Source organism: Streptomyces sp. B8-7 (assembly GCF_058833805.1).
In genome coordinates, this window is sequence record NZ_JBYRRL010000004.1 from 708,288 (window position 1) to 733,754 (window position 25,467).

The window sequence follows — 25,467 nt, forward strand, 5'->3', positions numbered from 1 at the left end:
CCACCCCCCTCCTCTCAGCTGGTCACCTTGATGTCGACGACCCTGCCGCGGTACTTGCCGTCCGACTGCAGCGGCAGTTCGGTCAGCCAGACCAGCAGGTACCGGGACGTGAGCTTCTTGCCCGGTTCGAGGTCGACGGTGGCGCCCGTGCCGTCGGCCACCTTGGTGAACGCGTCGAAGCTCTGCGGCTGGGCGGTCCCCTCGGCGGCACGCAGTTCGACCGAGGTGCTGCCCACGAAGGTGACCGAGACCTTCCCGACCTGCTGGACCTTGCCGAGGTCGAGGATGACGCCGACGCCGGACTTGAGGTTGCCGAAGCGGGCGCTGAGGTAGTAGTCGGTCTGCCAGTAGGTGCCCGGGGCGCTGTCGTAGACCTTGTCTATGTCACCGGGCTTCTCGGACTGGTCCGAGGCGAACGGGTCGAAGTCCCGGGCGTTCTGGATCGCCACGGGCTGCGGCTTCTCGGGCTTGTTCTTCTCGCCGTCGTCCGTGGTCTGCGTCTTGTTGGTCTCCGGGGGCTTGCCGCCCCGGTCCATCAGCGCGTCCGCGAGCTGCCAGCTGCCCAGGCCCAGGGCGGCGATGAGCAGCGCCGACACGGCCCACTTCAGGATCCTGCCGGTACCGGTCTGCAGGGGTGGCGGCGGGGCCGGAACCGGCTGTGCGGCGCCGGGGTGCGGCGCCGGGCGGCCGTAGCTGCCCTGCTGGTAGGTCGTGCGCTGGTACTCGGGAGGCGCGGCGAACGCCGGCTCCGGCGGCCGGATCCTCGGCATCTCGCCGATCGCCTTGACCAGTTCCTCCGGAGTGGTGCAGGCGGCCTCGTGCCGGGACGCGGTCGCGCCGTCGTTGACCAGCGCCCGCATGGCGAGCTCCGACAGCCCGCGGTGGACGCCCGCGCGCACCTGGTCGGGGGCGATGAGGCCGACGTCCTTGGGCAGCCCCGACAGGCCGTACGCGTCGCTCTCGTACGGCCACCGCTGGGTGAGGGAGGCGTACAGCAGGGCGCCGATCGCTTCGGTGTCGGTGCGCTGGGGGGTGTCGGAGCTGATGCCGCGCAGCGCCGCGTTGACCGCGAGGCCGCGGATGCGCCACTGTCCGCTGGAGGTGCGCAGCACGGCGTTGGGGTTGAGACGCAGGTGCGCCAGGCCCTCGCGGTGGGCCGCGGCCATGGCGGAGGCGGTCTGGCTGACCAACTGGTAGGCGTCGTGGGGTTCCAGGGGACCGGCCGCCAGCAGCGCGGTCAGCTCGGTCGCGTCGGGCAGCCACTCGTGCACGACGTACACGAGGTCGTTCTCCTCGACCGCGTCGAGGACCTGGACGAAGCGGGGGTCGCCCAGCAGGGCCGACGACCGGGCGGCGGCGAGTACGGAACGGGCGCGGCTGTGCTCGGCGGGCAGGACGTGCACGCCGACGGCACGGCGCAGCTTCTCGTCCACCGCACGCCAGCTGCTGAATCCGTCCAGACGGGTGACGCACTCCTCGAGGCGGTACCGCCTGGCGAGTTTGTGCCCGCTGTGCAGTTCGGGCGGTGAGGCCCTGTCAGGACCCGAAGCCCCGTCACTCCCCTGTGCCTCGCTGTTCTCCGTGGCCCGCTCCCCGCTCTGGTCCGCCCCGTCGGCCGTGGACTGGTCCGCCTGGTCCGCCTCGGCGGTCAACGGCTGCTCGCCGCTGGTGTCTGCCACGTCGACGGCAGCCCTGCTCCGTTCCGCCACCGTCGTCTGCCTCCCCATCCGTTGCGCGCCGTGCGACGCCGAATCCAATTGTGCCCACAGTCCGTCGCTGTGCACGACACACAGGGACGGACGATGGTTGCGCGAGTCCTCCTCCTTTTCAGCGACCGAGACGCCCGCGCACCATGCCGACCATGGAGTTGAGTTCCTCGATGCGCATTCTGCGGGCACCCACGTAGAAGACGCCTAGCAGCAGAGCGCCACCGGCCAGCAGTGCGGCCAGGGAGGCGATGAAGCCGTGGCCCAGCGCCTGGGTGATGCCGTAACAGGCCGCGCCGCTGAGCAGCACGGCCGGCACCGAGGCGATGCACAGCCGGGCGTATGTGCGCAGTACCCGCGCCCCGTCCAGGTCGCCGCCGAGCCGCTTGCGGAGCCGGTGCCAGGCGACCCCCACTCCGATGCCGTAGGCGATGCCGTAGGCGGCGGCCATGCCGACCACGGCCCAGCGGGCCGGCAGCAGCAGGAAGCACAGGGCGGCGGCGCCCGCGTTCACGGCGGCCACGATGACGGTGTTGTAGAAGGGGGTGCGGGTGTCCTCGTAGGCGTAGAACGCGCGGAGGACGACGTACTGGACGGAGTACGGGATCAGGCCGAGGCCGAAGGCCATCAGCATGTAGCCCATGTTCGTGGCCGCGGACGCACCGGAGGATCCGAAGATCAGGGTGCACATCGGGACGCCGAGCGCGATGAACCCGAAGGCGATCGGCACGATCGCGACGGCCGTGGTCCGCAGCCCCTGGGAGATGTCGTCGCGCACGGCGCCCGCGTCCTCCTCGGCGGCCGAGCGGGAGATGCGCGGGAGCAGGGCCGCCATCAGCGAGACCGTGATGATGGCCTGCGGCAGACCCCAGATGAGCTGGGCGTTGGCGTAGGCGCTGAACCCGGTGCCGTCGATCTTGGTGTCCACGACCGAGGCGGTGGCCAGCTGGGTGACGACCAGCGCGCCCGCCTGGTTGGCCAGCACGAACAGGATCGTCCACTTGGCCAGCATCGCGGCCTTGCCCAGGCCGTGCCCCTTCCAGTCGAAGCGCAGCCGCAGCCGGAACCCCGTCTCGCGCAGGTAGGGGATCATCGCCAGGGCCTGCACGACCAGACCGAGCAGGATGCCGATGCCCAGCAGCCGGACGCCCTGGTCGGGGATGTTCTCCACCGTGATGCCGGAGTGCTCGGCGGTGCCGTACACCCACAGGAACAGGCCCAGCGTCACGATGATGACGAGGTTGTTCAGGACCGGCGTCCACATCATGGCGCCGAAACGGCCGCGGGCGTTGAGGATCTGCCCCATCACCACGTGGACGCCCATGAAGAAGATCGAGGGCAGGAAGTAGCGGGTGAAGGTGACCGCGACGTCGAACGCCTCGGGGTTGGAGGCCAACGGGTTCGACAGGGCGCGCACCAGCAGCGGCGCGCCGAGCATGGCGACCACGGTCAGCACCCCGAGGATCACCATGACCAGCGTCAGCAGCCGGTTGGCGTAGGACTCGCCGCCGTCCTCGTCGTTCTTCATCGCCCGCACGAGCTGCGGGACGAAGACCGAGTTCAGACCGCCGCCGACGGTGAGGATGTAGATCATCGTCGGCAGCTGGTACGCGACCTGGAAGGACTCGCCCAGGAGGAGCAGGCCCAGCGCGGAGACGATCATCGCCGAGCGGATGAAGCCGGTGAGGCGGGAGACCATCGTGCCCGCGGCCATCACCGCGCTGGACTTGAGCAGGCTCGTCGCCCGGCCGCCTCTGCGCGCCGCCGTGGCCGATGCCGCGGCCGGGGCGGGAGGCTCGGCGGACTGCGGCACGGGAGCCTGCGGCTGCGCGGCGGGCGTCTGCGGCGGGCCGTGGTCCACCGCAGGGTCCCGGCCCGGAAGCGGTGCGGGGGCGGGGCCGGGCACGGCCGCCTGGTCCTGCAGGCGACCCGTCTGCTGCTGGTCGCGGAAGAGGTGCGCGAAGGCGTCCGGCTCGTGGTGTTCCTCGCCGGCCTGCGTCACCAGGTCGTCGACCCCGACGTACTCGGTGGTGCGCGGGTCGTCGCCGTACGGCAGGTGCTGGGTCGCGCTGTCCGGCTCGGGCGGCGGCGTCTGCGCCCACACGCGCGGGTCGGGCGCGTACGGCGCCTGCTGCGGCTGCGCGTACAGCGGCTGCTGCGGGTAGCTGCCCGGGGGCGGCGGCGGGTGCGCGGCGCGGTCGTAGAGCGCCTCGGACACCGGGTCCTGGGCGGCGAGGTCCCGGTCCCGGTAGGGGTCCTGGGCGTAGGCGTCCTGGAGGTACATGTCCGCGGGGTGCTGCGGCGGTACCTGGCCGTGCTCGGGCGGCGGGCCCTCGGGGTGGCCCGAGCCGCCCGCGGCCCCGCCGCGGTCACCGTCGTACGGCGCGTTCATGGTGTACCCCACCTCATCGTCCCCGGCCCACCGGCCACGACATCCTCAACGGTCCACTCTCTCACCCGTTCCGGACGGGTCCGGGCTTTCCGCTGCGGTGTCCGGGGTCGGGTCACTCGGCTGCTCCGGCCCGTCTGCCCCGGATCGCCGGCCCGATTCCCCGGCCGCCCCGGTGCGCGCGGCCGGGCCGCTGCGGTCCGGAGTCGCGGCGTCGTCGTCCTGCCCGGTGAGACGGTCCCCGGGGTGCTGCGGGTTCTCGGGGCCCGGGGAGTTCTCGGGGCCGGCTGCGGACGCGTCCCCCGGGAGGTCGGTGCCGCCGTTGCCATCGTTGCCATCGGTGCTGTCGGTGCTGTCGGTGCTGTCGGTGCTGTCGGTGCCGTCCGGGTCGTCCGCCCCGTGTGTCCCGTCCGGGCCGTTCTGCGCGGCGGCGCGCTTGCGCTGGGTGTACATGCGGAAGCCCGCCAGCACCAGGAGCAGCACACCCCCGCCGATGACCAGCATGACCGTGGCCGTGATCTCGGTGACCTTCACGTCGAAGGTGACCGGGTCGCCGTAGGCCTGCCCGTCCTCCGTGAACAGCTGCGCGATCACGGTGACCCGGCCGTTGGCGTTGGCCGAGGTGGTGAACTTCACCGACTGGCTGTGCCCGCCGGACACCGACACCGGCTGATCGCTGAAGGCCTCGCCGCCGATCTCCAGGCGGTTCGGGCTGGTGGACCTCAGCCGCAGCACCAGGTGCTCGACGCCCTGCACGAGGTTGTTCTGCACCGTGACGGGGATGGTGGCGCTGCGCCCGGAGAGCTTGGTCTCCGACTTGTCGATCAGTACGACCTGGGCCGCGAGGTCGTCGAGATACCCCTCCACGCCGTTGCGGTAGCTCTGCGCCGCCACGGCGTGACCCCGCCAGGAGGTGGACATCGCGCGGTTCATGGCCCGCCCGAACGGCGTCACCACACGGGACTTGTCGGTGAGGATCACCTCGAACCCGTCGAGCTTGCGCTGCGTGGCCGCGATCTGCTCGAACGCCGTGCGCGGCAGTTCCTGCCTGCGCAGTGACGCGGGGTAGGCCGAGGCGGCGGGCACGGTCGTGGTCGCGTTCGGGTCCGGCTTGGCCGCCGCGGTGTCCGTGAGGCTCCGGGACGCGCTCCAGGTGCCCTGCTGGAGCGCGCTCAGCGCGTGCGCCATCGTCCGGGCCTGGCTGGCGCTCGGCATGCGCTGAGGGGCCACCACGATGCTGCGCTCGCGGTTCGTCTGCAGGTTCAGCGACAGGCTCTGCGCCAGGAAACGCTGCACGGCGAGGGTGTCGGCCGACGCCGTGGTCAGATCGCCCTGGAACGACGTCGACAGCCGCGCGTCCGCGACGACCGCGGTGGTGCCTCCTCCGATGGGGCGCGGCGCGGACGGCGTGTAGGGGAGTCCGGCGTTCTCCCGGAGGCTGTCGCTGCGCGCGATGACGGTGTCGGCGCCCGCGGAGGTGGCGACCTTCACGATCGACGGATCGACGGCGCCGTTGACCGGCCAGGCGAAGTCGGTGGAGGGCTTCACATGGATGATCGTCTCCACGGTGCCGGCGGCGACGTCGGTGGCCTCCTTGAAGTGGCTCAGCGAGCCGGTCACGCGGGTGCCGTTGTGCGCGAGGGACGCCAGGTCGGTGTCGCCGAAGGGCAGCGCGACGACCTCTTCCCCGGCCACCGCCCGCTGCAGCTCGGCCAGCCACCGCTTGGCGGCGGTCTGGCTGCGTCCCGGGGTGGTGGTGCCGTCGGCACCCTGGATCTCGTAGCTCTCCGTCATGGCGTCGACGGAGGCCAGCAGGTCCGGGTCGACGACCCAGGTCACGTCGAGGTCCTTGCCGAGGGCCACGAGCTGTTCCAGGCGCCCGCCGGGGGAGATCTGCTCGGCGAGGGAGTCGTCCAGGAACACCGGCGTCTGCTTGTCGTTGGAGCCGGTCTCCGCGGTCGTGCGGACGTCGGAGATCAGCGGCCACAGGAACGTCGTCCTGGTGGTGGTGTCCGCTCCGTCGCCCTGCCACGGCAGGAAGGTCCGTTGGAAGCCCAGCACCTGTTCCCAGGGCTGTGCGGAGGTCTGCCCGGAGATCCGCACCCCGAGCTGGTGGACCCCGGCCGCGCCGAGCCCGAGGTCCTCCACGGGCACGGAGATGCTGAAGTGCTCCGCGACCCCGGGGACGAGCCGGGGAAGCTCCTGGGAGTCGCCCGCCGTCGAGCCGTCCGCGCCCGGTGTGTAGCCCGAGCGACGGAAGGCGTCGTCGATCCCCGACCGGGTGCTGATCTCCGGGCCGAGCATCAGGTCCAGACGGCCTTCGGTGATCGCCTGCTTGCCCCGGTTGGTGACGGTGCCGGAGACGGTGAGGGTGTCGTCCTCGGTGGGCAGCGCGGGGCTGAGCGAGTCCAGGGCGACGGAGACGGTACTGGAGCCGGAGACGGCTCGCGCCGAGTTCCGCGTCCCCTCCCGTGCGGCGGCCTCCGCGGGGCCGGCGGCCAGGTGGACGAGACCGGCGAGCAGTGGTGCGGTGGCGAGCACGGCGGCGGTGCGCCGCAGCAGGCGGCGGGCAGGTGAGGGACGGGTCCCCGGGAAGTCTGCCGCCTCGGCCACGCGCTCGTCCGTCCTCGTCGTCAGTGGTCGTCGCAAGGTGTGCTGCAGTGTTCGCTGCAGTGTGCGTCGCAGTGCGCGTCGCAGTGTGCGTCCAGGCATGGTAACGATGCGCCCTGAGCGTAGGTGCCGCGGACTGCTCCACAAGATCGGCGGGCGGCCGATGTCCGTTCCTTATGGGCGCTTGGCCGGGACGGATACGGATTGCCTTGAGATGCGTCACACGGGTGCGGTGCGGGACATACGAGGCGTCGCGGGGGCGTCCCCGCCCTCGGCCTCGCCCGCCTTCGGCCCTCCCCTGTAATGGGGGCGCTCGCGGGCGCCGGGGCCACGTACCCTCTTCTGTTGTGCCGAACGCCAACGAAGACCACCTCATTGCCCCTGAGCGAGACCGCGCGCTGACCGAGCCGCTGCGGGTCGCTCCCGTCGCCGACGAGCTCGCCCGCCGCTTCCAGGAGGCCGGGTTCTCCCTTGCTCTGGTGGGCGGATCGGTACGGGACGCCCTCCTCGGCCGGCTCGGCAACGATCTGGACTTCACCACCGACGCCCGTCCCGAGGACGTTCTGAAGATCGTGCGTCCGTGGGCCGACGCCGTGTGGGACGTGGGCATCGCCTTCGGCACGGTCGGCGCCCAGAAGGACGGCTACCAGATCGAGGTCACCACCTACCGGTCGGAGGCCTACGACCGCACCTCGCGCAAGCCCGAGGTGTCGTACGGCGACACCATCGAGGAGGACCTCGTCCGCCGTGACTTCACGGTGAACGCGATGGCGCTCGCCCTGCCGGAGAAGACGTTCATCGACCCGTACGGCGGCCGGGACGACCTCGCGGCGCGGGTGCTGCGCACGCCGGGCACACCGGAGGCATCGTTCTCGGACGACCCGCTGCGGATGATGCGGGCCGCCCGGTTCGCGGCGCAGCTGGACTTCGCGATCGCCCCCGAGGTGGTCGCGGCCATGACGGAGATGGCCGCGCGCATCGGGATCGTGTCCGCGGAGCGTGTCCGGGACGAACTGAACAAGCTCATTCTGTCCGACCATCCCCGCAAGGGCCTGACCCTGCTGGTGGACACCGGGCTCGCGGCGCATGTGTTGCCCGAGCTGCCGGCGCTGCGGCTGGAGAGTGACGAGCACCACCGTCACAAGGACGTCTACGAGCACACGCTGATCGTGCTGGAACAGGCGATGGGGCTGGAGACCGACGGTCCCGACCTCATCCTCCGTCTCGCTGCGCTGCTGCACGACATCGGCAAGCCGCGCACCCGTCGGTTCGAGACGGACGGCCGGGTCTCGTTCCACCACCACGAGGTGGTCGGCGCGAAGATGACGAAGAAGCGCATGACCGCGCTCAAGTACTCCAACGAGCTGGTGAAGGACGTCTCGCGCCTGGTCGAGCTGCACCTGCGCTTCCACGGCTACGGCACCGGTGAGTGGACCGACTCGGCCGTCCGACGCTACGTCCGCGACGCCGGCCCGCTGCTCGACCGGCTGCACAAGCTGACCCGCTCCGACTGCACGACCCGCAACAAGCGCAAGGCGGTCGCGCTGTCCCGTGCGTACGACGGACTGGAGGAGCGGATCGAGCAGCTCAAGGAGCAGGAGGAGCTGGACGCGATCCGCCCGGACCTTGACGGCAACCAGATCATGGAGATCCTCGGGGTCAAGCCCGGCCCCGCCGTGGGCCGCGCCTACAAGCACCTTCTGGAACTCCGACTGGAGCACGGCCCGCTGGGCGCGGAAGCAGCCACGAAGGCCCTTGAGGAGTGGTGGGCGGCTCAGCGGGACGCCTGAGTCCGGCCAGAGGAAGGGCGTCGTGTTTCACGTGAAACACGACGCCCTTCCGGCGTTCCGGTTCGCGAGGAGAGGCCGTCGGGCCGTGTCGGTGAGGGGCGGTGTTTCACGTGAAACACCGCCCCTCACCGACACGGCCCGACGCTCAGCGGCGTTCGAACCGCACCATGGCCACCGCGACGGCACCGTAGAGGGCGGCAACGGTGAGCACGAGGGGTACGGAGCGGCCGTCCGGCGGCAGCATCAGTGCGGCCACGCCGGCGGCGGCGACGAAGGCGATGTTGAACAGGACGTCGTAGACGGAGAAGACGCGGCCGCGGAAGTCGTCGTCGACCGCGGACTGGACGATCGTGTCGGTGGAGATCTTCGCGCCCTGCGTGGTGAGGCCCAGGACGAACGCGGCCACCAGCAGCGGCCCGGTGGCGAAGGGGAGGCCGAGCGCGGGCTCCAGCACGGCGGCGGCCGCCGCGCACACGGCGATCCACCGGCCCGCGCCCAGCCGCACCGCTGCCCAGGGAGTGATCACGGCCGCCGCGAAGAACCCCGCCCCGGACACGGCGAGAGCCAGTCCGAGCAGGGCGAGCCCGTCCTCCGTGCTGGAGGTCAGGGCGTACCGGCAGAGCATCAGCACCATCACCGACAGGGCGCCGTAGCAGAACCGCATGAGGGTCATCGCGCCGAGCGCCTCGGCCGCTTCCCGGCGGGCCGGGGACGCCAGATGCCGGACCCCGGCGGCCAGGTCCCGAGCCGTGCCGGACAGGGTTGCGCCGAGCCGCGGCCGGTCGAGAGCGCCGTCCGGGCCCAGCAGGGGGCGAGGGACGCGCAGTGCGGCGAGGGCCCCGCACAGGTACAGCCCGGCGCCCAGCAGCACCACCACGGAGTCGGAGTCGGAGACCGCCAGGCGCACCACGAAGGCCAGACCGCCGCCCGTGATCGCGGCGAGAGTCCCCGCGGTCGGTGACAGGGAGTTCGCCATGACGAGCCGCTCGCGGTCCACCACCCGCGGCAGCGCCGCCGACAGGCCCGCCAGCACGAAGCGGTTCACGGCGGTCACGCACAGCGCGGAGGCGTAGAACAGCCAGTCGGGGACCTGGGCGATCATCAGGACGGCGGTGACCGTCGCCAGGGTGGCGCGCAGCAGGTTGCCGTGGACGAAGACCTGGCGGCGCTGCCAGCGGTCCAGCAGGACCCCGGCGAACGGTCCCACCAGGGAGTAGGGGAGCAGCAGCACGGCCATGGCGGAGGCGATGGCGGCGGCGGAGGTCTGCCTCTCCGGGGAGAACACGACGTAGGTGGCCAGGCCGACCTGGTACACGCCGTCGGCGCCCTGGGAGAGCAGCCGCACGGCGAGCAGCTGCCGGAAGCCGCTGAAGCGCAGCAGCACCCGGAGATCGCGGACGACGGCCATGGGGCACAGCCTCACATACGGGAGGGTCCCCGTGGCGCACTGCCGCGGGGACCCTCCCGGCCCGGTGGGTGGCGAACGCCTCTAGCGCTCGACCTCGCCCTGGATGAACTTCTCGACGTTGGCACGGGCCTCGTCGTCGAAGTACTGCACCGGCGGGCTCTTCATGAAGTAGCTCGACGCGGAGAGGATCGGGCCGCCGATGCCGCGGTCCTTGGCGATCTTCGCGGCGCGCAGCGCGTCGATGATGACGCCGGCGGAGTTCGGGGAGTCCCAGACCTCCAGCTTGTACTCCAGGTTCAGCGGGACGTCGCCGAAGGCACGGCCCTCGAGGCGGACGTAGGCCCACTTGCGGTCGTCCAGCCAGGCCACGTAGTCGGACGGGCCGATGTGGACGTTCTTCTCGCCGAGCTCCCGGTCGGGGATCTGCGAGGTGACGGCCTGCGTCTTGGAGATCTTCTTGGACTCCAGGCGCTCGCGCTCGAGCATGTTCTTGAAGTCCATGTTGCCGCCGACGTTCAGCTGCATCGTGCGGTCCAGGATGACGCCGCGGTCCTCGAACAGCTTCGCCATGACGCGGTGCGTGATGGTGGCGCCGACCTGGGACTTGATGTCGTCGCCGACGATCGGGACGCCCGCCTCGGTGAACTTGTCCGCCCACTGCTTGGTGCCGGCGATGAAGACTGGGAGGGCGTTGACGAAGGCGACCTTGGCGTCGATGGCGCACTGCGCGTAGAACTTCGCCGCGTCCTCGGAGCCGACGGGCAGGTAGCAGACGAGGACGTCGACCTGCCGGTCCTTGAGGGTCTGGACGATGTCGACCGGGGTCTCGGCGGACTCCTCGATGGTCTGGCGGTAGTACTTGCCGAGGCCGTCGAGGGTGTGGCCGCGCTGGACGGTCACGCCCGTGGAGGGCACGTCGCAGATCTTGATGGTGTTGTTCTCGGAGGCGCCGATGGCGTCCGCGAGGTCGAGGCCGACCTTCTTCGCGTCGACGTCGAAGGCCGCGACGAACTCCACGTCACGGACGTGGTAGTCGCCGAACTGGACGTGCATCAGGCCCGGGACCTTGGACGCCGGGTCGGCGTCCTTGTAGTACTCGACGCCCTGCACCAGCGACGCGGCGCAGTTGCCCACGCCGACGATGGCTACGCGAACCGAACCCATTCCGGTTGCTCCCTGTGTGTACTAGGTGAAGCCCTTGCGGGAGCTTCACGTGGCGGTGTCGTCGGGCGTATCCGGCCGGGACGTCTCCCCGGTCCGGGGCAGGCCGCCCGTCGCTCCAGTGGTGGTGTCCTGCTGAGCGGGCTTCCCGTCGGCGGAGGCCCTGAGGTCCCGTCCGGCACGCTCGCTCTCGATGAGCTCGTTCAGCCAGCGCACTTCGCGCTCCACGGACTCCATCCCGTGGCGCTGGAGCTCGAGGGTGTAGTCGTCGAGGCGCTCCCGGGTGCGCGCGAGCGAGGCGCGCATCTTCTCCAGGCGTTCCTCAAGACGGCTGCGGCGGCCTTCGAGCACGCGCATGCGCACGTCGCGCGAGGTCTGCCCGAAGAAGGCGAAGCGGGCGGCGAAGTGCTCGTCCTCGTACGCGTCGGGTCCCGTCTGCGCGAGCAGCTGCTCGAAGTGTTCCTTGCCTTCCGCCGTCAACCGGTAGACGATCTTGGCGCGCCGGCCCGCGAGGGAGGCGGCGAGGGCGTCCTCGGGCGCACTCCCCGGTTCCTCGATCAACCAGCCGTTGGCGACCAGCGTCTTGAGGCAGGGGTAGAGCGTCCCGTAGCTGAACGCGCGGAACACACCCAGTGACGTATTGAGTCGTTTACGCAGTTCATAGCCGTGCATCGGAGATTCGCGGAGCAGGCCGAGTACGGCGAACTCAAGGATCCCGGAACGCCGGCTCATCGTCGCCTCCTCTCTGCCGCGACCCGTCGAGCGGGCCCCGTGTCGGTTCGTATGCCGTGCTGATGTATCGACTCGATACATCAGCACGATAGAACGGCCTTGCTGGTGCGACAAGAGGGGGAGTCGTGAACGGCGTCACATCACTGATTCGTCGGCAGTAAGTTGCCTGATTTGGGGTGAACTTCGGGGCCCGACGGGTTTTGGCGGTGCGTAGTCTGTGCGGCATGCATACCGCCGGGAACCGTGTGACGCAGGGGAACGTCATGGTTGCCGGTGTCGTACGGATGAGTGCGGAAGCGACCGCGTCCGTACTTTCGGGGGGACCGGAAACCAGCCGCCGTTTCCAGGCGCACCACGGTGCGCCTGCCCGAGGAGTAGTCGTTCGATGAGCGAGCACCGTCGCAAACCGCCGCAGCCGCAGGGAGGCGGACGCGCCGCGGCCCGGCGCGGCCAGTCCGGCTCGTCCTCCGGCCGCCGCGCGGAACCGCGAGGCGCCACCGGGTCTCCTTCCGACGCGTACGGAACGGGAGGCGAGGAGAGCCTGTACGGCGGACGTGCCGCGGCCCGGCGCGCAGCCCAGCGCGGCGGCGGACGCCGCCGCGCGCCCGAGCCCGGCCACGGTGGTCGGCGCGGCGCCCCGTCCGGTGCCGGCAGGGACCGGGACGCCGCCCCGGGCCGCAGGCGGATCGTCGACTACCCGCGCACGGGCAGGTACGGCTGGAAGCGCTGGGTGCCGTCCTGGAAGCTCGTCACCGGCCTGGGCCTGACCTTCCTGGGCGGCATGGTCGCCGTCGCGGGCGTCGGCTACGCGCTGGTGAGCGTGCCCAACGTGCAGCTGACGGCGACGGCGCAGAACAACGTCTACTACTGGGCCGACGGCTCCGAGATGGTCGCCACCGGCGGCGAGACCAACCGGCAGATCATCAACCTGTCCCAGATCCCCGGGGAGATGCAGAACGCGGTCATCTCCCAGGAGAACAAGACCTTCCGCGACGACAGCGGCATCGACCCGAAGGGCATCGCCCGCGCCGTGTTCAACATGGCCCGCGGCGGCAACACCCAGGGCGGCTCGACCATCACCCAGCAGTACGTGAAGAACGCGATGCTGAACGACCAGTCGCAGACCGTGTCGCGCAAGTTCAAGGAACTGTTCGTCTCCATCAAGGTGGGTACGTCGGTCCCCAAGGACGACATCATGGAGGGCTACCTCAACTCCGCCTACTACGGCCGCAACGCCTACGGCATCCAGGCGGCGGCGCGCGCGTACTTCAACAAGGACGCCATCGATCTCAACCCCGGCCAGTGCGCCTTCCTCGCGGCCACGCTGAAGGGCGCCACGTACTTCGACCCGGCGGGTGCCGTCAGTATCGACCAGGCGGCCACTCCCGAGGCCAACAAGAAGCGCGCACTGCGCCAGATGCAGGACACGCTGGACAAAATGGTCGAGTACGGCCATCTGGACCAGGCGACCCGCGCCAAGTACACCGAGCTGCCCAAGGTCCAGAACCCGCGCTTCAACACGGCGCTGAGCGGTCAGGTCGGCTACCTCGTCGACCTCGCCAACGGCTACATCGCGAGCCACAGCGACGAGACCGGCATCACCCAGGACGTTCTCCAGCGGGGCGGTCTGTCGATCTACACGACCTTCGACAAGAAGAAGGTCGACAGCCTGGAGAGTGTCGTCAAGCGGGTCCGCAAGGAGAACATCGACCCCGAGCGGCGCCCCGACACGGACACCCACGTCCAGTTCGGCGCGGCCTCCGTGGACCCGGCGACCGGCGCGATCAAGGCCGTCTACGGCGGCACGGACGCCACCAAGCACTTCACCAACAACGCCGACGAAACCGGAGCCCAGGTCGGCTCGACCTTCAAGCCCTTCGTGCTCGCGGCGGCCATGACGTGGGGCGTCCGGGACCCCGACCTCGGTGAGGTGCAGGCCCAGGACGAGCGCACCATCGCCTCGCCGAAGAGCCTGTACAGCGGCCAGAACGACCTGAAGATCAAGAACTACGACGGGTCGGTCTGGCACAACGAGGAGGGCAAGGAGTGGCTCCAGGAGAACGACGGCAAGGAGTCGTTGGGCTCTCCGCCGGACTTCAAGATCGACCTGCGTGAGGCGATGCGGAAGTCGGTGAACTCCGCCTTCGTCCAGCTCGGCATGGACGTCGGCCTGGACAAGGTGAAGGAGGCCGCGGTCAACGCCGGTCTGCGCGAGTCGAGCCTGGCGGGCACCGGCTTCCCGTCGTTCTCCATCGGCATCTCCGACCCCAGCGCGATCCGCATGGCGGGGTCCTACGCCACCTTCGCGGCCAGCGGCAAGCAGCGCGAGCCGTACTCGGTGCAGAAGGTCACCAGCAAGGACGGAACGGTCTTCACCCACAAGGTGCAGACGAAGCAGGCCTTCACCTCCAAGGTCGCCGACAACGTCACCGACGTGCTGAAGACCGTGGTGGACAAGGGCACCGGTACCAACGCGAAGCTGCCCGGCCGCGACGTGGCCGGCAAGACCGGCACCACCGACAACAACCTGTCGGCCTGGTTCGTGGGCTACACCCCGCAGCTGTCGACCGCGGTCAGCATGTTCCGCTACCCCGACGACGAGAAGGTCAAGGACCGCAAGTTCCTTCCGATGTACGGCACGGGCAAGCAGACCTCCATCCACGGCGCCTCGTTCCCCTCGGAGATCTGGCACGACTACATGGCGGATGCGATGGAGGGCCAGCCGCTGGTGAGGTTCCCGACGCCGCAGCCGATCGGTGAGGTGGTCAACGCCGAGCCCACCCCGACGCCCACTCCCACGCCGTCCGAGACGGAGGAGCCCAGCCCGACCCCGACGCCGACGCCGAGTCTCCCCGAGCCGTCGCCGACGCCGACCGAGACCTGTACCAGGTGGTGGAAGTGCGACGACACCACCACCACGGGGGGAACCGACACCGGCGGTACGGACACCGGCGGCACCGACACGGGCGGTACGGACGGCGGAGTGACCTCGTCACCCACGGAATCGCCGACCGACGGCGACAGCAGGGGCAACGGCAACGGGGGCGGCAACAACGGCGGAGGCGGCCTCTTCGGGGGCCCGACCGGCTGACGCGTGCCACGCACGTCCCGTCCCGCACGCGACGCCGCCCTTTCGCCCCACACGGGTGTTTCACGTGAAACCGTGCGTGTTTCACGTGAAACACCGGGCCGCCGCACCCACCGGGTGCGGCGGCCCTCGCCGTTCCCCCGGACTTGTACGGCAGGATGTGCCCCATGCCCAGTGCAGAACGAACGCAAGCCCGCCGATCCGATCCGGTGGCGCCGACCCGGGCCGATCCGATCGCCGAGAACGGCAGCGAACTGATCGGTGGGCCTCTCGGACGGCATGCCCTGCTCGGGACGACCCGGTGGACCCCCGTGCGGATCATCGCGCTCGTGGCGATCGGCATGTTCGCCCTCGGCCTGGTCCAGAAGGCACCCTGCTACGACGGCGGGTGGTTCTTCGGAGCCAGCTCGCAGTACACCCACGCCTGCTACTCCGACATTCCGCACCTCTACAACGGGCGTGGCTTCGCCGACGGGCTTGTGCCGTACTTCGACCGGCTGCCCGGTGACATGGAGTACCTCGAGTACCCCGTCCTGACGGGCGTCTTCATGGAGGTCGCCGCCTGGCTGACCCCCGGCACCGGCAGCATCCAGGACCAGGAGCAGTGGTACTGGATGGTCAACGCCGGGATGCTGATGGCCTGCGCGGCGGTCATCGCCGTCTGCGTCAGCCGCACCCACGCGCGACGGCCCTGGGACGGTCTCCTCGTCGCCCTCGCACCCGCCTTCGCACTCACCGCCACCATCAACTGGGACCTGCTGGCGGTCGCTCTGACGGCCTCGGCGATGCTGATGTGGTCACGGGGCCGCTCCCTGGCGTTCGGCGTGCTCCTGGGGCTCGCCACGGCCGCCAAGCTGTATCCCTTCCTGCTCCTGGGGCCGCTGCTCGTCCTGTGCTGGCGGGCCGGCAGATGGCGCGACTTCGGCAGGGCCCTCGCCGGTGCCGCCGGGGCCTGGCTGGTGGTGAACCTGCCGGTGATGCTCTTCGCCTTCGACGGGTGGTCGAAGTTCTACCGCTTCAGCCAGGAGCGGGGCGTCGACTTCGGGTCCTTCTGGCTGATCCTGGCCCAGAACTCCGACCATCCGCTGAGCACCGACACCGTCAACACCCTCGCCATGCTGCTGATGCTGCTGTGCTGCGCCGGCGTCGCCGGGCTCGCCCTGGCCGCCCCTCGCCGGCCCCGCTTCGCCCAGCTGGCGTTCCTGATCGTCGCCGCGTTCATCCTCACCAACAAGGTCTACTCGCCGCAGTACGTCCTGTGGCTGGTGCCGCTGGCCGTGCTGGCCCGGCCCAGGTGGCGGGACTTCCTCGTCTGGCAGGCGTGCGAGGTGGTCTACTTCCTCGGGATCTGGATGTATCTCGCGTACACGACCAGCGGTGACGCCCACAAGGGCCTGCCGACGGACGGCTACCACTGGGCGATCGGGGTGCACCTGGCCGGGACGCTGTACCTGTGCGTCGTCGTCGTCCGCGACATCCTTCTGCCGGAGCGCGACGTGGTGCGCCGCGACGGCGTCGACGACCCCTCGGGCGGAGTCCTCGACGGCGCGCCCGACGCCTTCGCCCTCGGGGCTGCGGCCCGTCACCCTCGGCATGCGGCCTATGCGGGCACACCGGTGGCCTGGGGCGCGGCGGGGACGGGCGCCACGGCGGACGGAGCCGAGCAGGACGCCGAGGGTCGTTCGCTCTGAGCGAACAGAGCGCGCGGCAGGGCAACGAGCGGCCGTACGCGGGACATCTGCGTACGGCCGTCGGCAGCGTCACGTGGCCGGGCCGGTGCCGTCCGGTGGCCGGCGACGGGCTCACGGCCGCCTACGGCACCTGCGGCCGGCCCGGTGGCGGAGCGGCGGCCCAGGTGCCGGTCAGCGGTCCGTACGGACCGGCGGCCGGTGGTCCACAGGCCGGTCAGTGGTCCACGAGGCGGTCAGTGGTCCACGAGCCGGTCGAACTGTGTGGTCGTGTGCCGCAGATGGGCCACCAACTCGTCCCCGACGGCCGGCTCGGGCGCGTCCGCCGGCACGAACAGGATCGACACCTGCATGTGCGGCGGCTCGGCGAACCAGCGCTGCTTGCCGCCCCAGACGAACGGGGACAGATTCCGGTTGACCGTGGCCAGGCCGGCCCGGGCCACACCCTTGGCCCGCGGCATCACGCCGTGCAGTGCCTTCGGAGCCTCCAGGCCCACCCCGTGCGAGGTGCCGCCCGCGACGACCACCAGGAAACCGTCCGAGGCCGCCTTCTGCTGGCGGTATCCGAAACGGTCGCCCTTGGCGACACGCATGACGTCCAGCACCGAGCCGCGGTACTCCGTCGCCTCGTGGTCGCCCAGCCACAGCCGCGTGCCGATCCGGGCGCGGAAACGGGTCTGCGGGAACTGCTGCTGCAGCCGCGCCAGTTCCTCGGCCTTCAGATGACTGACGAACATCGTGTGCAGCGGCAGCCGGGCCGCCCGCAGCCGGTCCATCCAGCCGATGACCTCCTCCACCGCGTCCGAACCGTCGGTGCGGTCCAGCGGCAGGTGGATGGCGAAGCCCTCGAGGCGGACGTTCTCTATCGCGGCGTGCAACTGCGGCAGATCCTGCTCGCTGACACCGTGCCGCTTCATCGAGGACATCACCTCGATCACCACGCGTGCGCCCACCAGCCCGTACACGCCGTCCACCGACGACACCGAGCGGATCACCCGGTCCGGCAGCGGCACCGGCTCCTCGCCGCGCCGGTACGGCGTCAGGACCAGCACGTCACCACCGAACCAGTCCTTGAGCCGGGCGGCTTCGTACGTCGTACCGACGGCGAGGATGTCGGCACCGAGCCGGGTGGCCTCCTCCGCCAGCCGCTCGTGCCCGAACCCGTAGCCGTTGCCCTTGCAGACCGGGACGAGCCCGGGGAACTGCTCCTGGACGTGCTTGTGGTGCGCCCGCCAGCGCGCGGTGTCGACGTAGAGCGTGAGCGCCATGGCCGGACCCGGAACCTTTCTCGTTGCTGCGGTCTGTCTCAGGGATGCCGGCTGTCGACGGTACCGAAGCCTGTGGCCCGGACCGTGGCGCGACAGCCGTGTGCTCGCTCAGCGGCGCGACATGTAGATGTCGAGTGCCTTGTGGAGCAGCTTGTTCAGCGGGAAGTCCCACTCGCCGAGGTACTCGGCGGCCTGGCCGCCCGTGCCGACCTTGAACTGGATCAGGCCGAAGAGGTGGTCGGACTCGTCCAGCGAGTCGGAGATGCCGCGCAGGTCGTAGACGCTGGCGCCGAGCGCGTAGGCGTCGCGCAGCATCCGCCACTGCATGGCGTTCGACGGCCGGACCTCGCGGCCGATGTTGTCCGAGGCGCCGTAGGAGTACCAGACGTGCCCGCCGACGATCAGCATCGTCGCCGCGGACAGGTTCACGCCCTCGTGACGGGCGAAGTACAGCCGCATCCGGTTGGGGTCCTCGCTGTTGAGGGCCGACCACATGCGCTCGAAGTACGACAGCGGGCGGGGCCGGAAGTGGTCGCGGACGGCCGTGATCTCGTACAGCCGCTGCCACTCCTGAAGATCCTGGTAGCCGCCCTGGACGACCTCGACGCCGGCCTTCTCGGCCTTCTTGATGTTGCGGCGCCACAACTGGTTGAAGTTCTTGTGGACCTCTTCCAGCGAGCGGTTGGCCAGCGGCACCTGGAAGACGTAGCGGGGCTGTACGTCGCCGAAGCCGGCGCCGCCGTCCTCACCCTGCTGCCAGCCCATGCGGCGCAGCTTGTCCGCCACCTCGAAGGCGCGCGGCTCGATGAAGTCGGCCTCGATGTCGCGCAGCCGCTTCACGTCGGGGTTCTGGATGCCCTGCTTGATGGACGCGGCGTCCCAGCGCCGGATGATCACCGGGGGGCCCATCTTCACGGAGAACGCGCCCTGCTGCTTGAGGTGGGCCAGCATCGGCTGGATCCAGTCCTCGAGGTTCGGCGCGAACCAGTTGATCACCGGACCCTCGGGCAGATAGGCGAGATAGCGCTTGATCTTCGGGAGCTGCCGGTAGAGAACCAGCCCCGCGCCGACCAGTTCCCCGGTACGGTCGTCGAACCAGCCGAGGCTCTCCGAGCGCCACTCCGCCTTGACGTCAGCCCAGGCCGGGACCTGCATGTGGCTCGCGGACGGCAGGGTCTGGATGTACGCCAGATGCTGCTCGCGGCTGATGGTCCTCAGGGTCAGGCTCATTCGGGGCGCTCCTCGGGCTGGTGTGTCCCCATGGGTACAGGGGCTCCGGCTCTCGCGCGAAGCCTACTGCGCCCGGCGCGCGGCCCGACCGGGCGTGCGACCCCTGACGGCCCGGCCGGACGGCATGCCGCCGCCGGCCCGGGCCGCCTGACGGGGGTGCAGACCCGCACCGTCGGCACGGTCGCCACCTGCCGGTGCCTGGGCCGTCCGAGGGGCGGCGGGGCGGCAGGCTCCCTTCGGCCGCGCGGACATGCCGGACGGGCGGCCGGAGGGGGGATCCGGCCGCCCGTGGGCGGCTGCTTCGCGTCGAGCGGGGCGAGGCGGCGCCCGGGGCACTGCGGGGGCTGTGCCCCGGTGCGTCAGAGGCCGCCGAACAGGCCCCCGTGTGCCATGCCGAGGAAGAAGCCGACGGCCGAGGCGCCGAGGCCCAGGATCAGCCCGAAGCGCTCACGGGTGGTCTCGGAGATCCACTGTCCGTAGGCGCCGGTGAAGATCCCCACCAGACCGGTCCAGGAGCTGAGCAGATGGAGGCTGTGGAACATCGCCGTGACGAAGGAGACGATCCCCAGCACCAGGGTCACGGCCATCAGCGTGTCCTGGAGCGGATGGGGCTTGCCGTCGCTGGCCAGCAGAGAGCCGGCGGTGTTGGGTCGCAATGCCTGTGCCATGGGGCACCTCCTGCGGAAGGCGGCGCATCGTAGCGCCTTACACACCCGATGTGTACAGATTGACGGCCCCGGCGGACTGATTTCAACCGGAAGCCGGTGTGCGGGTACTCTGTACCGTCTGCACCGGTGTCTGCCCAGACCGCGGCCCGGGATCTCCTTGCGAGAGCCCGATTGTCAGTGGGGGCTGTTCTACTGAAGAACCGACGGCACTGGTGCGTGCGCATCACAACCCTCCTGCCACGGAACGACCGTGGCCGCTGAGTCCGAAGGAGGTGGGTTCCACATGCGTCACTACGAGGTGATGGTCATCCTCGACCCCGATCTCGAGGAGCGCTCTGTCTCCCCGCTGATCGAGAACTTCCTTTCCGTCGTCCGTGATGGCGGCGGCAAGGTCGAGAAGGTCGACACCTGGGGCCGTCGTCGTCTCTCGTACGAGATCAAGAAGAAGCCCGAGGGCATCTACTCGGTCATCGACCTGCAGGCCGAGCCTGCGGTCGTGAAGGAGCTCGACCGCCAGATGAACCTGAACGAGTCGGTCCTCCGGACCAAGGTCCTCCGTCCCGAGACCCACTGAGCTCTCCCGCTCAGCTGATCTCGGGTTTCGAGTAGCAAGCAGCCAGCAGCAAACCCGCCGAGAGGTTCCCCCATGGCAGGCGAGACCGTCATCACGGTCGTCGGCAACCTTGTCGATGACCCCGAGCTGCGCTTCACCCCCTCCGGTGCGGCGGTCGCGAAGTTCCGTGTCGCGTCCACTCCCCGCACCTTCGACCGGCAGACGAACGAGTGGAAGGACGGCGAGAGCCTGTTCCTGACCTGCTCCGTCTGGCGGCAGGCGGCGGAGCACGTCGCCGAGTCGCTCCAGCGAGGCATGCGCGTGATCGTGCAGGGCCGGCTGAAGCAGCGGTCCTACGAGGACCGTGAGGGAGTCAAGCGCACGGTCTTCGAGCTGGACGTCGACGAAGTCGGGCCCAGCCTGCGCAACGCCACGGCCAAGGTCACCAAGACCGCCGGCCGCGGTGCCCAGGGCGGCGGCTTCGGCGGCGGTGGCGGCCAGCAGCAGCAGGGCGGCTGGGGCGGCGGCTCCGGCGGCGGCCAGCAGCAGCAGGGTGGCGCCTCCGCCGACGACCCGTGGGCGACCGGCGCTCCCGCCGGTGGCAACCAGGGCGGTGGCGGCGGCTGGGGCGGTGGCTCCGGCAGCGGCGGCGGCTACTCGGACGAGCCCCCCTTCTAGATCCCCGGATCCGGGGTGGGGGCCGTACCCACACTTCTTGATCACACAGGAGAAACACCATGGCGAAGCCGCCTGTGCGCAAGCCTAAGAAGAAGGTCTGCGCTTTCTGCAAGGACAAGGTCACGTACGTGGACTACAAGGACACGAACATGCTGCGGAAGTTCATTTCCGACCGCGGCAAGATCCGTGCCCGCCGCGTGACCGGCAACTGCACGCAGCACCAGCGTGACGTCGCCACGGCCGTCAAGAACAGCCGTGAGATGGCGCTGCTGCCCTACACCTCCACCGCGCGCTAAGGGAAGGGTGACCGAAACATGAAGATCATCCTGACCCACGAGGTCTCCGGCCTCGGTGCCGCGGGCGACGTCGTCGACGTCAAGGACGGCTACGCTCGCAACTACCTGATCCCGCGGAAGCTCGCCATCCGCTGGACCAAGGGTGGCGAGAAGGACGTCGAGCAGATCCGTCGTGCTCGCAAGATCCACGAGATCCAGACCATCGAGCAGGCCAACGCCGTCAAGGCCCAGCTCGAGGGTGTGAACGTCCGTCTGGCCGTCCGCTCCGGCGACGCCGGCCGGCTCTTCGGCTCCGTCACCCCGGCCGACATCGCCTCGGCGATCAAGGCTGCCGGTGGCCCCGAGGTCGACAAGCGCCGCATTGAGCTCGGCGCGCCGATCAAGACCCTGGGCGCCCACGAGACGTCCGTGCGTCTGCACCCCGAGGTGGCCGCCAAGGTCAACGTCGAGGTCGTCGCGGGCTGATCACCGCACTCGGCTCGTGTAGCTGAAGGAAGGGGCCGCACCGTCGGGATCCAACCGGGTCCGTCAGGTGCGGCCCCTTCCGCGTGTCCATCCGCCCTTCTCCGGCAAACACGGCTGTTTCACGTGAAACGTCGTTCGCCGAACCCTCGGCAGGGCGACCGGGGCGGCAGCGGAACACCGTCCGGGAGGCTGGATACCCGGCGCACCCCGGAACCGTGCGCAGGGGGCTGGACCGGGCCGGGCCGGTCAGACGGGCGGGTAGGCGGGTAGGCGGGTAGGGCGGACCGGGAGGGCCGGGAGGGCCGGGAGGGCAACGTCAGCGCGTCGCGCCGGTCACGATCCAGCGGCCCGAGCGCATGCGCAGCCACAGTGTCGCCATGCGCACCGTCATCATCAGCGCCATGGCCCCCCACAGGGCCGTGAGCCCCCCGCCCAGCACGGGAACGAGCAGGGCGACAGGCGCGAAGACCGCCAGTGTCACCAGCATCGCCCAGGCCAGGTAGGGCCCGTCCCCGGCACCCATCAGCACCCCGTCCAGTGTGTAGACCACTCCGCAGACGGGCTGGCAGAGGGCCACGACGACGAGTGCGGGCAGCGCGGCGTCCGTGACGGCGGGGTCGCCGCTGAACAGGGGCAGCAACTCCGGCCGGGTGACGACGACGAGGGCACTGAGCACGAGACCGACCCCGATGCCCCACTGCACCATGCGGCGGCAGGCGTCCCGGGCCCCGGCGGCGTCGTCGGCTCCGAGGTACCGGCCGATGATGGCCTGCCCGGCGATGGCGATCGCGTCGAGAGCGAAAGCGAGCAGTACCCACAGGGACACGATGATCTGGTGCGCGGCCACATCGGCGTCGCCCAGACGCGCCGCGACGGCCGTGGCGATCATCAGTACGGCTCGCAGGGACAGGGTGCGGACCAGCAGGGGTACGCCCGCGGTCGCGGAGGCTCTGATGCCGTCGGCGTCGGGGCGCAGCGAGGCTCCATGGCGCCGGGCGCCACGGACCACCACGGTGAGGTAGACGGCGGCCATGCCCCACTGGGCGACGACCGTGCCCCAGGCGGATCCGGCGATGCCCAGTCCGGCACCGTAGACGAGGCCGGCGTTGAGGGCGGCGTTGACGACGAAGCCGGCGACGGCGACGACGAGAGGCGTCCTGGTGTCCTGGAGCCCGCGCAGCACACCGGTGGCGGCCAGCACGACGAGCATGGCAGGGATGCCGAGCACCGAGATCCGCAGGTAGGTGGTCGCGAACGGGGCGGCGGTCGGTGAGGCGCCGAAGACGTCGACCAGCGGGGACGCGGTGGGCAGGGCGACGGCGATGACGGCGGTACCCAGCAGCAGGGCCAGCCAGATGCCGTCCATGCCCTGGCGGATGGCGGCCTTGAGGTCGCCCGCTCCGACGCGGCGGGCGACCGCGGCCGTGGTGGCGTAGGCGAGGAAGACGAACACGCTCACGGCGGTCGCGAGGAGGGCGGAGGCGATGCCGAGCCCGGCGAGCTGCGGGGTGCCCAGGTGGCCGACGATGGCGCTGTCGGCCATCAGGAAGAGGGGCTCGGCGACGAGTGCGCCGAACGCCGGCACGGCGAGCGTGAGGATCTCTCGGTCGTGGCGGCGAGGGCCCGCCTGGGGCGGCGCTGGAGCGTGGGTCATGGCGGTCAATGTAATCATCCACAGGTAAGAGATGCAATCGACTTGGGACCCTTACCGATCGTCACTGTGGGTGTGCTTGCCCACAGCGCTGGACCTGATCTTGGGCCGACTGGGGAAGTTTTTCTCCTGCACAGCCGGTGGGTAGGGAAACCACAGGTCAAGGCGTTCTTTTCGGAGCGGGTGGGGGCTTGTTCACAGGCCTGTCCACCGGGTCGTGCACAGGTTTCGCGGAGTTCTCCACAGCATCGGGGCCGTCGTCCACATGGCCTGTGGATAACCAGATTGGCTGACGGTGCCCGAGGGCCTACCGTGGTCCGGCGCCCGCTCCATCCGTCGACCGTGCAATCGCTACAAAACCGACGCGCCAGAAACGGAGTTGGGCTTCTCGTTTTGTCGGTGCCGTGCCGTAGAACAGAGGGGCACGGTGAGGTCCGCTCGGCGGACGGGAGGAGGTGGCTCGGTGAGTATTTCCGAGCCCTTGGACGACCCGTGGGCCGACAGCGGGCCGAGCGACCGCCTCCCGGCCTCCCGCAGGCGGAGTGACGCGCCGCGCTCCCGCGACGAGCAGCACGACCGGGACGCATGGGAGGGCTCGGGTCCGGCCTTCGAACGGGTGCCGCCCCAGGACCTCAACGCCGAGCAGTCCGTCCTCGGCGGAATGCTGCTGTCCAAGGACGCCATCGCCGACGTCGTCGAGATCCTCAAGGGGCACGACTTCTACAAGCCCGCCCACGAGACGATCTACCTGGCGATCCTCGACGTCTACGCCAAGGGCGAGCCCGCAGACCCCATCACGATCGCCGCCGAGCTCACCAAGCGAGGCGAGATCAACAAGGTGGGGGGCGCCTCGTATCTCCACACCCTCGTCCAGACCGTCCCCACCGCGGCCAACGCCGAGTACTACGCCGAGATCGTTCACGAGCGGGCGGTCCTGCGCCGCCTGGTGGAGGCCGGCACCCGCATCACCCAGATGGGATACGCGGCCGACGACGACGTCGACGAGATCGTCAACCGTGCCCAGGCGGAGATCTACGCCGTCACCGAGCAGCGCACCAGCGAGGACTACCTGCCGCTCGGCGACATCATGGAGGGCGCCCTCGACGAGATCGAGGCCATCGGCTCCCGCAGCGGCGAGATGACGGGCGTGCCCACGGGTTTCACCGACCTCGACTCCCTCACCAACGGCCTCCACCCGGGCCAGATGATCGTCATCGCCGCCCGTCCCGCGATGGGCAAGTCCACGCTCGCGCTGGACTTCGCCCGCGCCGCGTCCATCCGGCACAACCTCCCGAGCGTGATCTTCTCGCTCGAGATGGGCCGCAACGAGATCGCGATGCGTCTGCTGTCCGCCGAGGCCCGGGTCGCCCTGCACCACATGCGGTCCGGCACCATGACCGACGAGGACTGGACGCGCCTGGCGCGGCGGATGCCCGAGGTGTCCTCCGCGCCGCTCTACATCGACGACTCCCCCAACCTGTCGATGATGGAGATCCGGGCGAAGTGCCGCCGCCTGAAGCAGCGCAACGACATCAAACTCGTGATCATCGACTACCTCCAGCTGATGCAGTCCGGCGGCTCCAAGCGCTCCGAGAGCCGCCAGCAGGAGGTCTCCGACATGTCCCGCAACCTCAAGCTCCTGGCCAAGGAGCTGGAGGTCCCCGTGATCGCGCTCTCCCAGCTCAACCGTGGCCCCGAGCAGCGCACCGACAAGAAACCCATGGTCTCCGACCTGCGTGAGTCCGGCTCCATCGAACAGGACGCCGACATGGTGATCCTGCTGCACCGGGAGGACGCCTACGAGAAGGAGTCCCCGCGCGCCGGCGAGGCGGACATCATCGTCGGCAAGCACCGCAACGGCCCCACCGCCACCATCACCGTGGCCTTCCAGGGCCACTACTCCCGCTTCGTGGACATGGCACAGACCTGACGGGGCGGCTGTAGGGTCTCAAATTTCGCGGCACAATCTCAGCTCCGATGGCACATCGGTGGCACTTATGCCATCTTCGTGAGACTCACTGGTCGAAGCGTTCACCCTTTTGGGTGAGGGGGATTCCGGCTCGCTCCGCCCACCGATGTTCCGCTG

The 25,467-nt window shown here is 70.1% G+C and carries 18 protein-coding genes; 8 read left to right on the forward strand and 10 right to left on the reverse strand.

The window, feature by feature from the left end:
• Positions 1-14: 14 nt before the first annotated feature.
• From AC5K6T_RS23100 to AC5K6T_RS23110, 3 genes are all read right to left on the reverse strand, one after another.
• Positions 15-1,709, reverse strand: a complete 1,695-nt coding sequence (locus AC5K6T_RS23100; RefSeq protein WP_493211802.1) for a protein kinase family protein — start codon at positions 1,707-1,709, stop codon at positions 15-17.
• Between the two features lie 118 nt (positions 1,710-1,827).
• Positions 1,828-4,098: a murein biosynthesis integral membrane protein MurJ gene (gene murJ, locus AC5K6T_RS23105; protein WP_493211804.1), complete on the reverse strand. Its 2,271-nt coding sequence runs from the start codon at positions 4,096-4,098 to the stop codon at positions 1,828-1,830.
• A gap of 45 nt (positions 4,099-4,143) precedes the next feature.
• Positions 4,144-6,708 carry a DUF6049 family protein gene (locus tag AC5K6T_RS23110; RefSeq protein WP_493211805.1) on the reverse strand — a complete coding sequence of 855 codons (2,565 nt, stop codon included), beginning with the start codon at positions 6,706-6,708 and terminating at the stop codon, positions 4,144-4,146.
• A gap of 344 nt (positions 6,709-7,052) precedes the next feature.
• Here AC5K6T_RS23110 and AC5K6T_RS23115 point away from each other — a divergent pair, with 344 nt between their 5' ends.
• Complete coding sequence (locus AC5K6T_RS23115; RefSeq protein ID WP_493211807.1) at positions 7,053-8,495, forward strand: CCA tRNA nucleotidyltransferase; 1,443 nt, start codon at positions 7,053-7,055, stop codon at positions 8,493-8,495.
• 145 nt (positions 8,496-8,640) lie between these two features.
• Here AC5K6T_RS23115 and AC5K6T_RS23120 read toward each other — a convergent pair whose 3' ends face one another.
• The 3 genes from AC5K6T_RS23120 to AC5K6T_RS23130 form a co-directional block, all read right to left on the reverse strand.
• Positions 8,641-9,903 (reverse strand): MFS transporter, encoded by a 1,263-nt coding sequence (locus AC5K6T_RS23120; RefSeq protein ID WP_493211809.1) that lies wholly within the window; start codon positions 9,901-9,903, stop codon positions 8,641-8,643.
• A gap of 81 nt (positions 9,904-9,984) precedes the next feature.
• Positions 9,985-11,067 carry an inositol-3-phosphate synthase gene (locus AC5K6T_RS23125; protein WP_493211811.1) on the reverse strand — a complete coding sequence of 361 codons (1,083 nt, stop codon included), beginning with the start codon at positions 11,065-11,067 and terminating at the stop codon, positions 9,985-9,987.
• A 45-nt stretch (positions 11,068-11,112) separates the two neighbouring features.
• Positions 11,113-11,796, reverse strand: coding sequence for a PadR family transcriptional regulator (locus AC5K6T_RS23130; protein ID WP_493211812.1), 684 nt, complete (start codon positions 11,794-11,796; stop codon positions 11,113-11,115).
• A gap of 385 nt (positions 11,797-12,181) precedes the next feature.
• On the opposite strand from AC5K6T_RS23130, the gene AC5K6T_RS23135 reads away from it, so the two are divergent.
• Positions 12,182-14,887, forward strand: a complete 2,706-nt coding sequence (locus AC5K6T_RS23135) for a transglycosylase domain-containing protein (protein WP_493211814.1) — start codon at positions 12,182-12,184, stop codon at positions 14,885-14,887.
• A gap of 155 nt (positions 14,888-15,042) precedes the next feature.
• Positions 15,043-16,575 (forward strand): glycosyltransferase family 87 protein, encoded by a 1,533-nt coding sequence (locus tag AC5K6T_RS23140; RefSeq protein ID WP_493211816.1) that lies wholly within the window; start codon positions 15,043-15,045, stop codon positions 16,573-16,575.
• Between the two features lie 233 nt (positions 16,576-16,808).
• Here AC5K6T_RS23140 and AC5K6T_RS23145 read toward each other — a convergent pair whose 3' ends face one another.
• The 3 genes from AC5K6T_RS23145 to AC5K6T_RS23155 form a co-directional block, all read right to left on the reverse strand.
• Positions 16,809-17,840 carry an alanine racemase gene (locus AC5K6T_RS23145; RefSeq protein WP_493211818.1) on the reverse strand — a complete coding sequence of 344 codons (1,032 nt, stop codon included), beginning with the start codon at positions 17,838-17,840 and terminating at the stop codon, positions 16,809-16,811.
• Between the two features lie 108 nt (positions 17,841-17,948).
• Positions 17,949-19,070, reverse strand: coding sequence for a peptidoglycan bridge formation glycyltransferase FemX (gene femX / locus AC5K6T_RS23150; protein WP_493211820.1), 1,122 nt, complete (start codon positions 19,068-19,070; stop codon positions 17,949-17,951).
• A gap of 359 nt (positions 19,071-19,429) precedes the next feature.
• Positions 19,430-19,738, reverse strand: coding sequence for a hypothetical protein (locus AC5K6T_RS23155; protein WP_493211821.1), 309 nt, complete (start codon positions 19,736-19,738; stop codon positions 19,430-19,432).
• Between the two features lie 283 nt (positions 19,739-20,021).
• On the opposite strand from AC5K6T_RS23155, the gene rpsF reads away from it, so the two are divergent.
• From rpsF to rplI, 4 genes are all read left to right on the forward strand, one after another.
• Positions 20,022-20,312, forward strand: a complete 291-nt coding sequence (gene rpsF, locus AC5K6T_RS23160; protein WP_019324683.1) for a 30S ribosomal protein S6 — start codon at positions 20,022-20,024, stop codon at positions 20,310-20,312.
• Between the two features lie 72 nt (positions 20,313-20,384).
• Entirely contained in the window at positions 20,385-20,969 is a 585-nt protein-coding gene (locus AC5K6T_RS23165) for a single-stranded DNA-binding protein (RefSeq protein ID WP_493211824.1), read from the forward strand.
• A gap of 59 nt (positions 20,970-21,028) precedes the next feature.
• On the forward strand, positions 21,029-21,265 hold the full coding sequence (rpsR, locus tag AC5K6T_RS23170; RefSeq protein ID WP_003949403.1) for a 30S ribosomal protein S18: 237 nt from the start codon (positions 21,029-21,031) through the stop codon (positions 21,263-21,265).
• An 18-nt stretch (positions 21,266-21,283) separates the two neighbouring features.
• The gene (rplI, locus tag AC5K6T_RS23175; protein ID WP_493211831.1) at positions 21,284-21,730 is read left to right on the forward strand and encodes a 50S ribosomal protein L9; all 447 of its coding nucleotides are present in this window, start codon (positions 21,284-21,286) and stop codon (positions 21,728-21,730) included.
• Positions 21,731-22,046: 316 nt separating this feature from the next.
• On the opposite strand, the gene AC5K6T_RS23180 is transcribed toward rplI, so the two are convergent.
• A complete protein-coding gene (locus tag AC5K6T_RS23180) occupies positions 22,047-23,384 on the reverse strand; it encodes an MATE family efflux transporter (RefSeq protein WP_493211833.1) in 1,338 nt (445 codons plus the stop codon).
• A 460-nt stretch (positions 23,385-23,844) separates the two neighbouring features.
• On the opposite strand from AC5K6T_RS23180, the gene dnaB reads away from it, so the two are divergent.
• A complete protein-coding gene (gene dnaB / locus AC5K6T_RS23185; protein WP_493211835.1) occupies positions 23,845-25,311 on the forward strand; it encodes a replicative DNA helicase in 1,467 nt (488 codons plus the stop codon).
• The last annotated feature ends 156 nt before the right edge of the window (positions 25,312-25,467 follow it).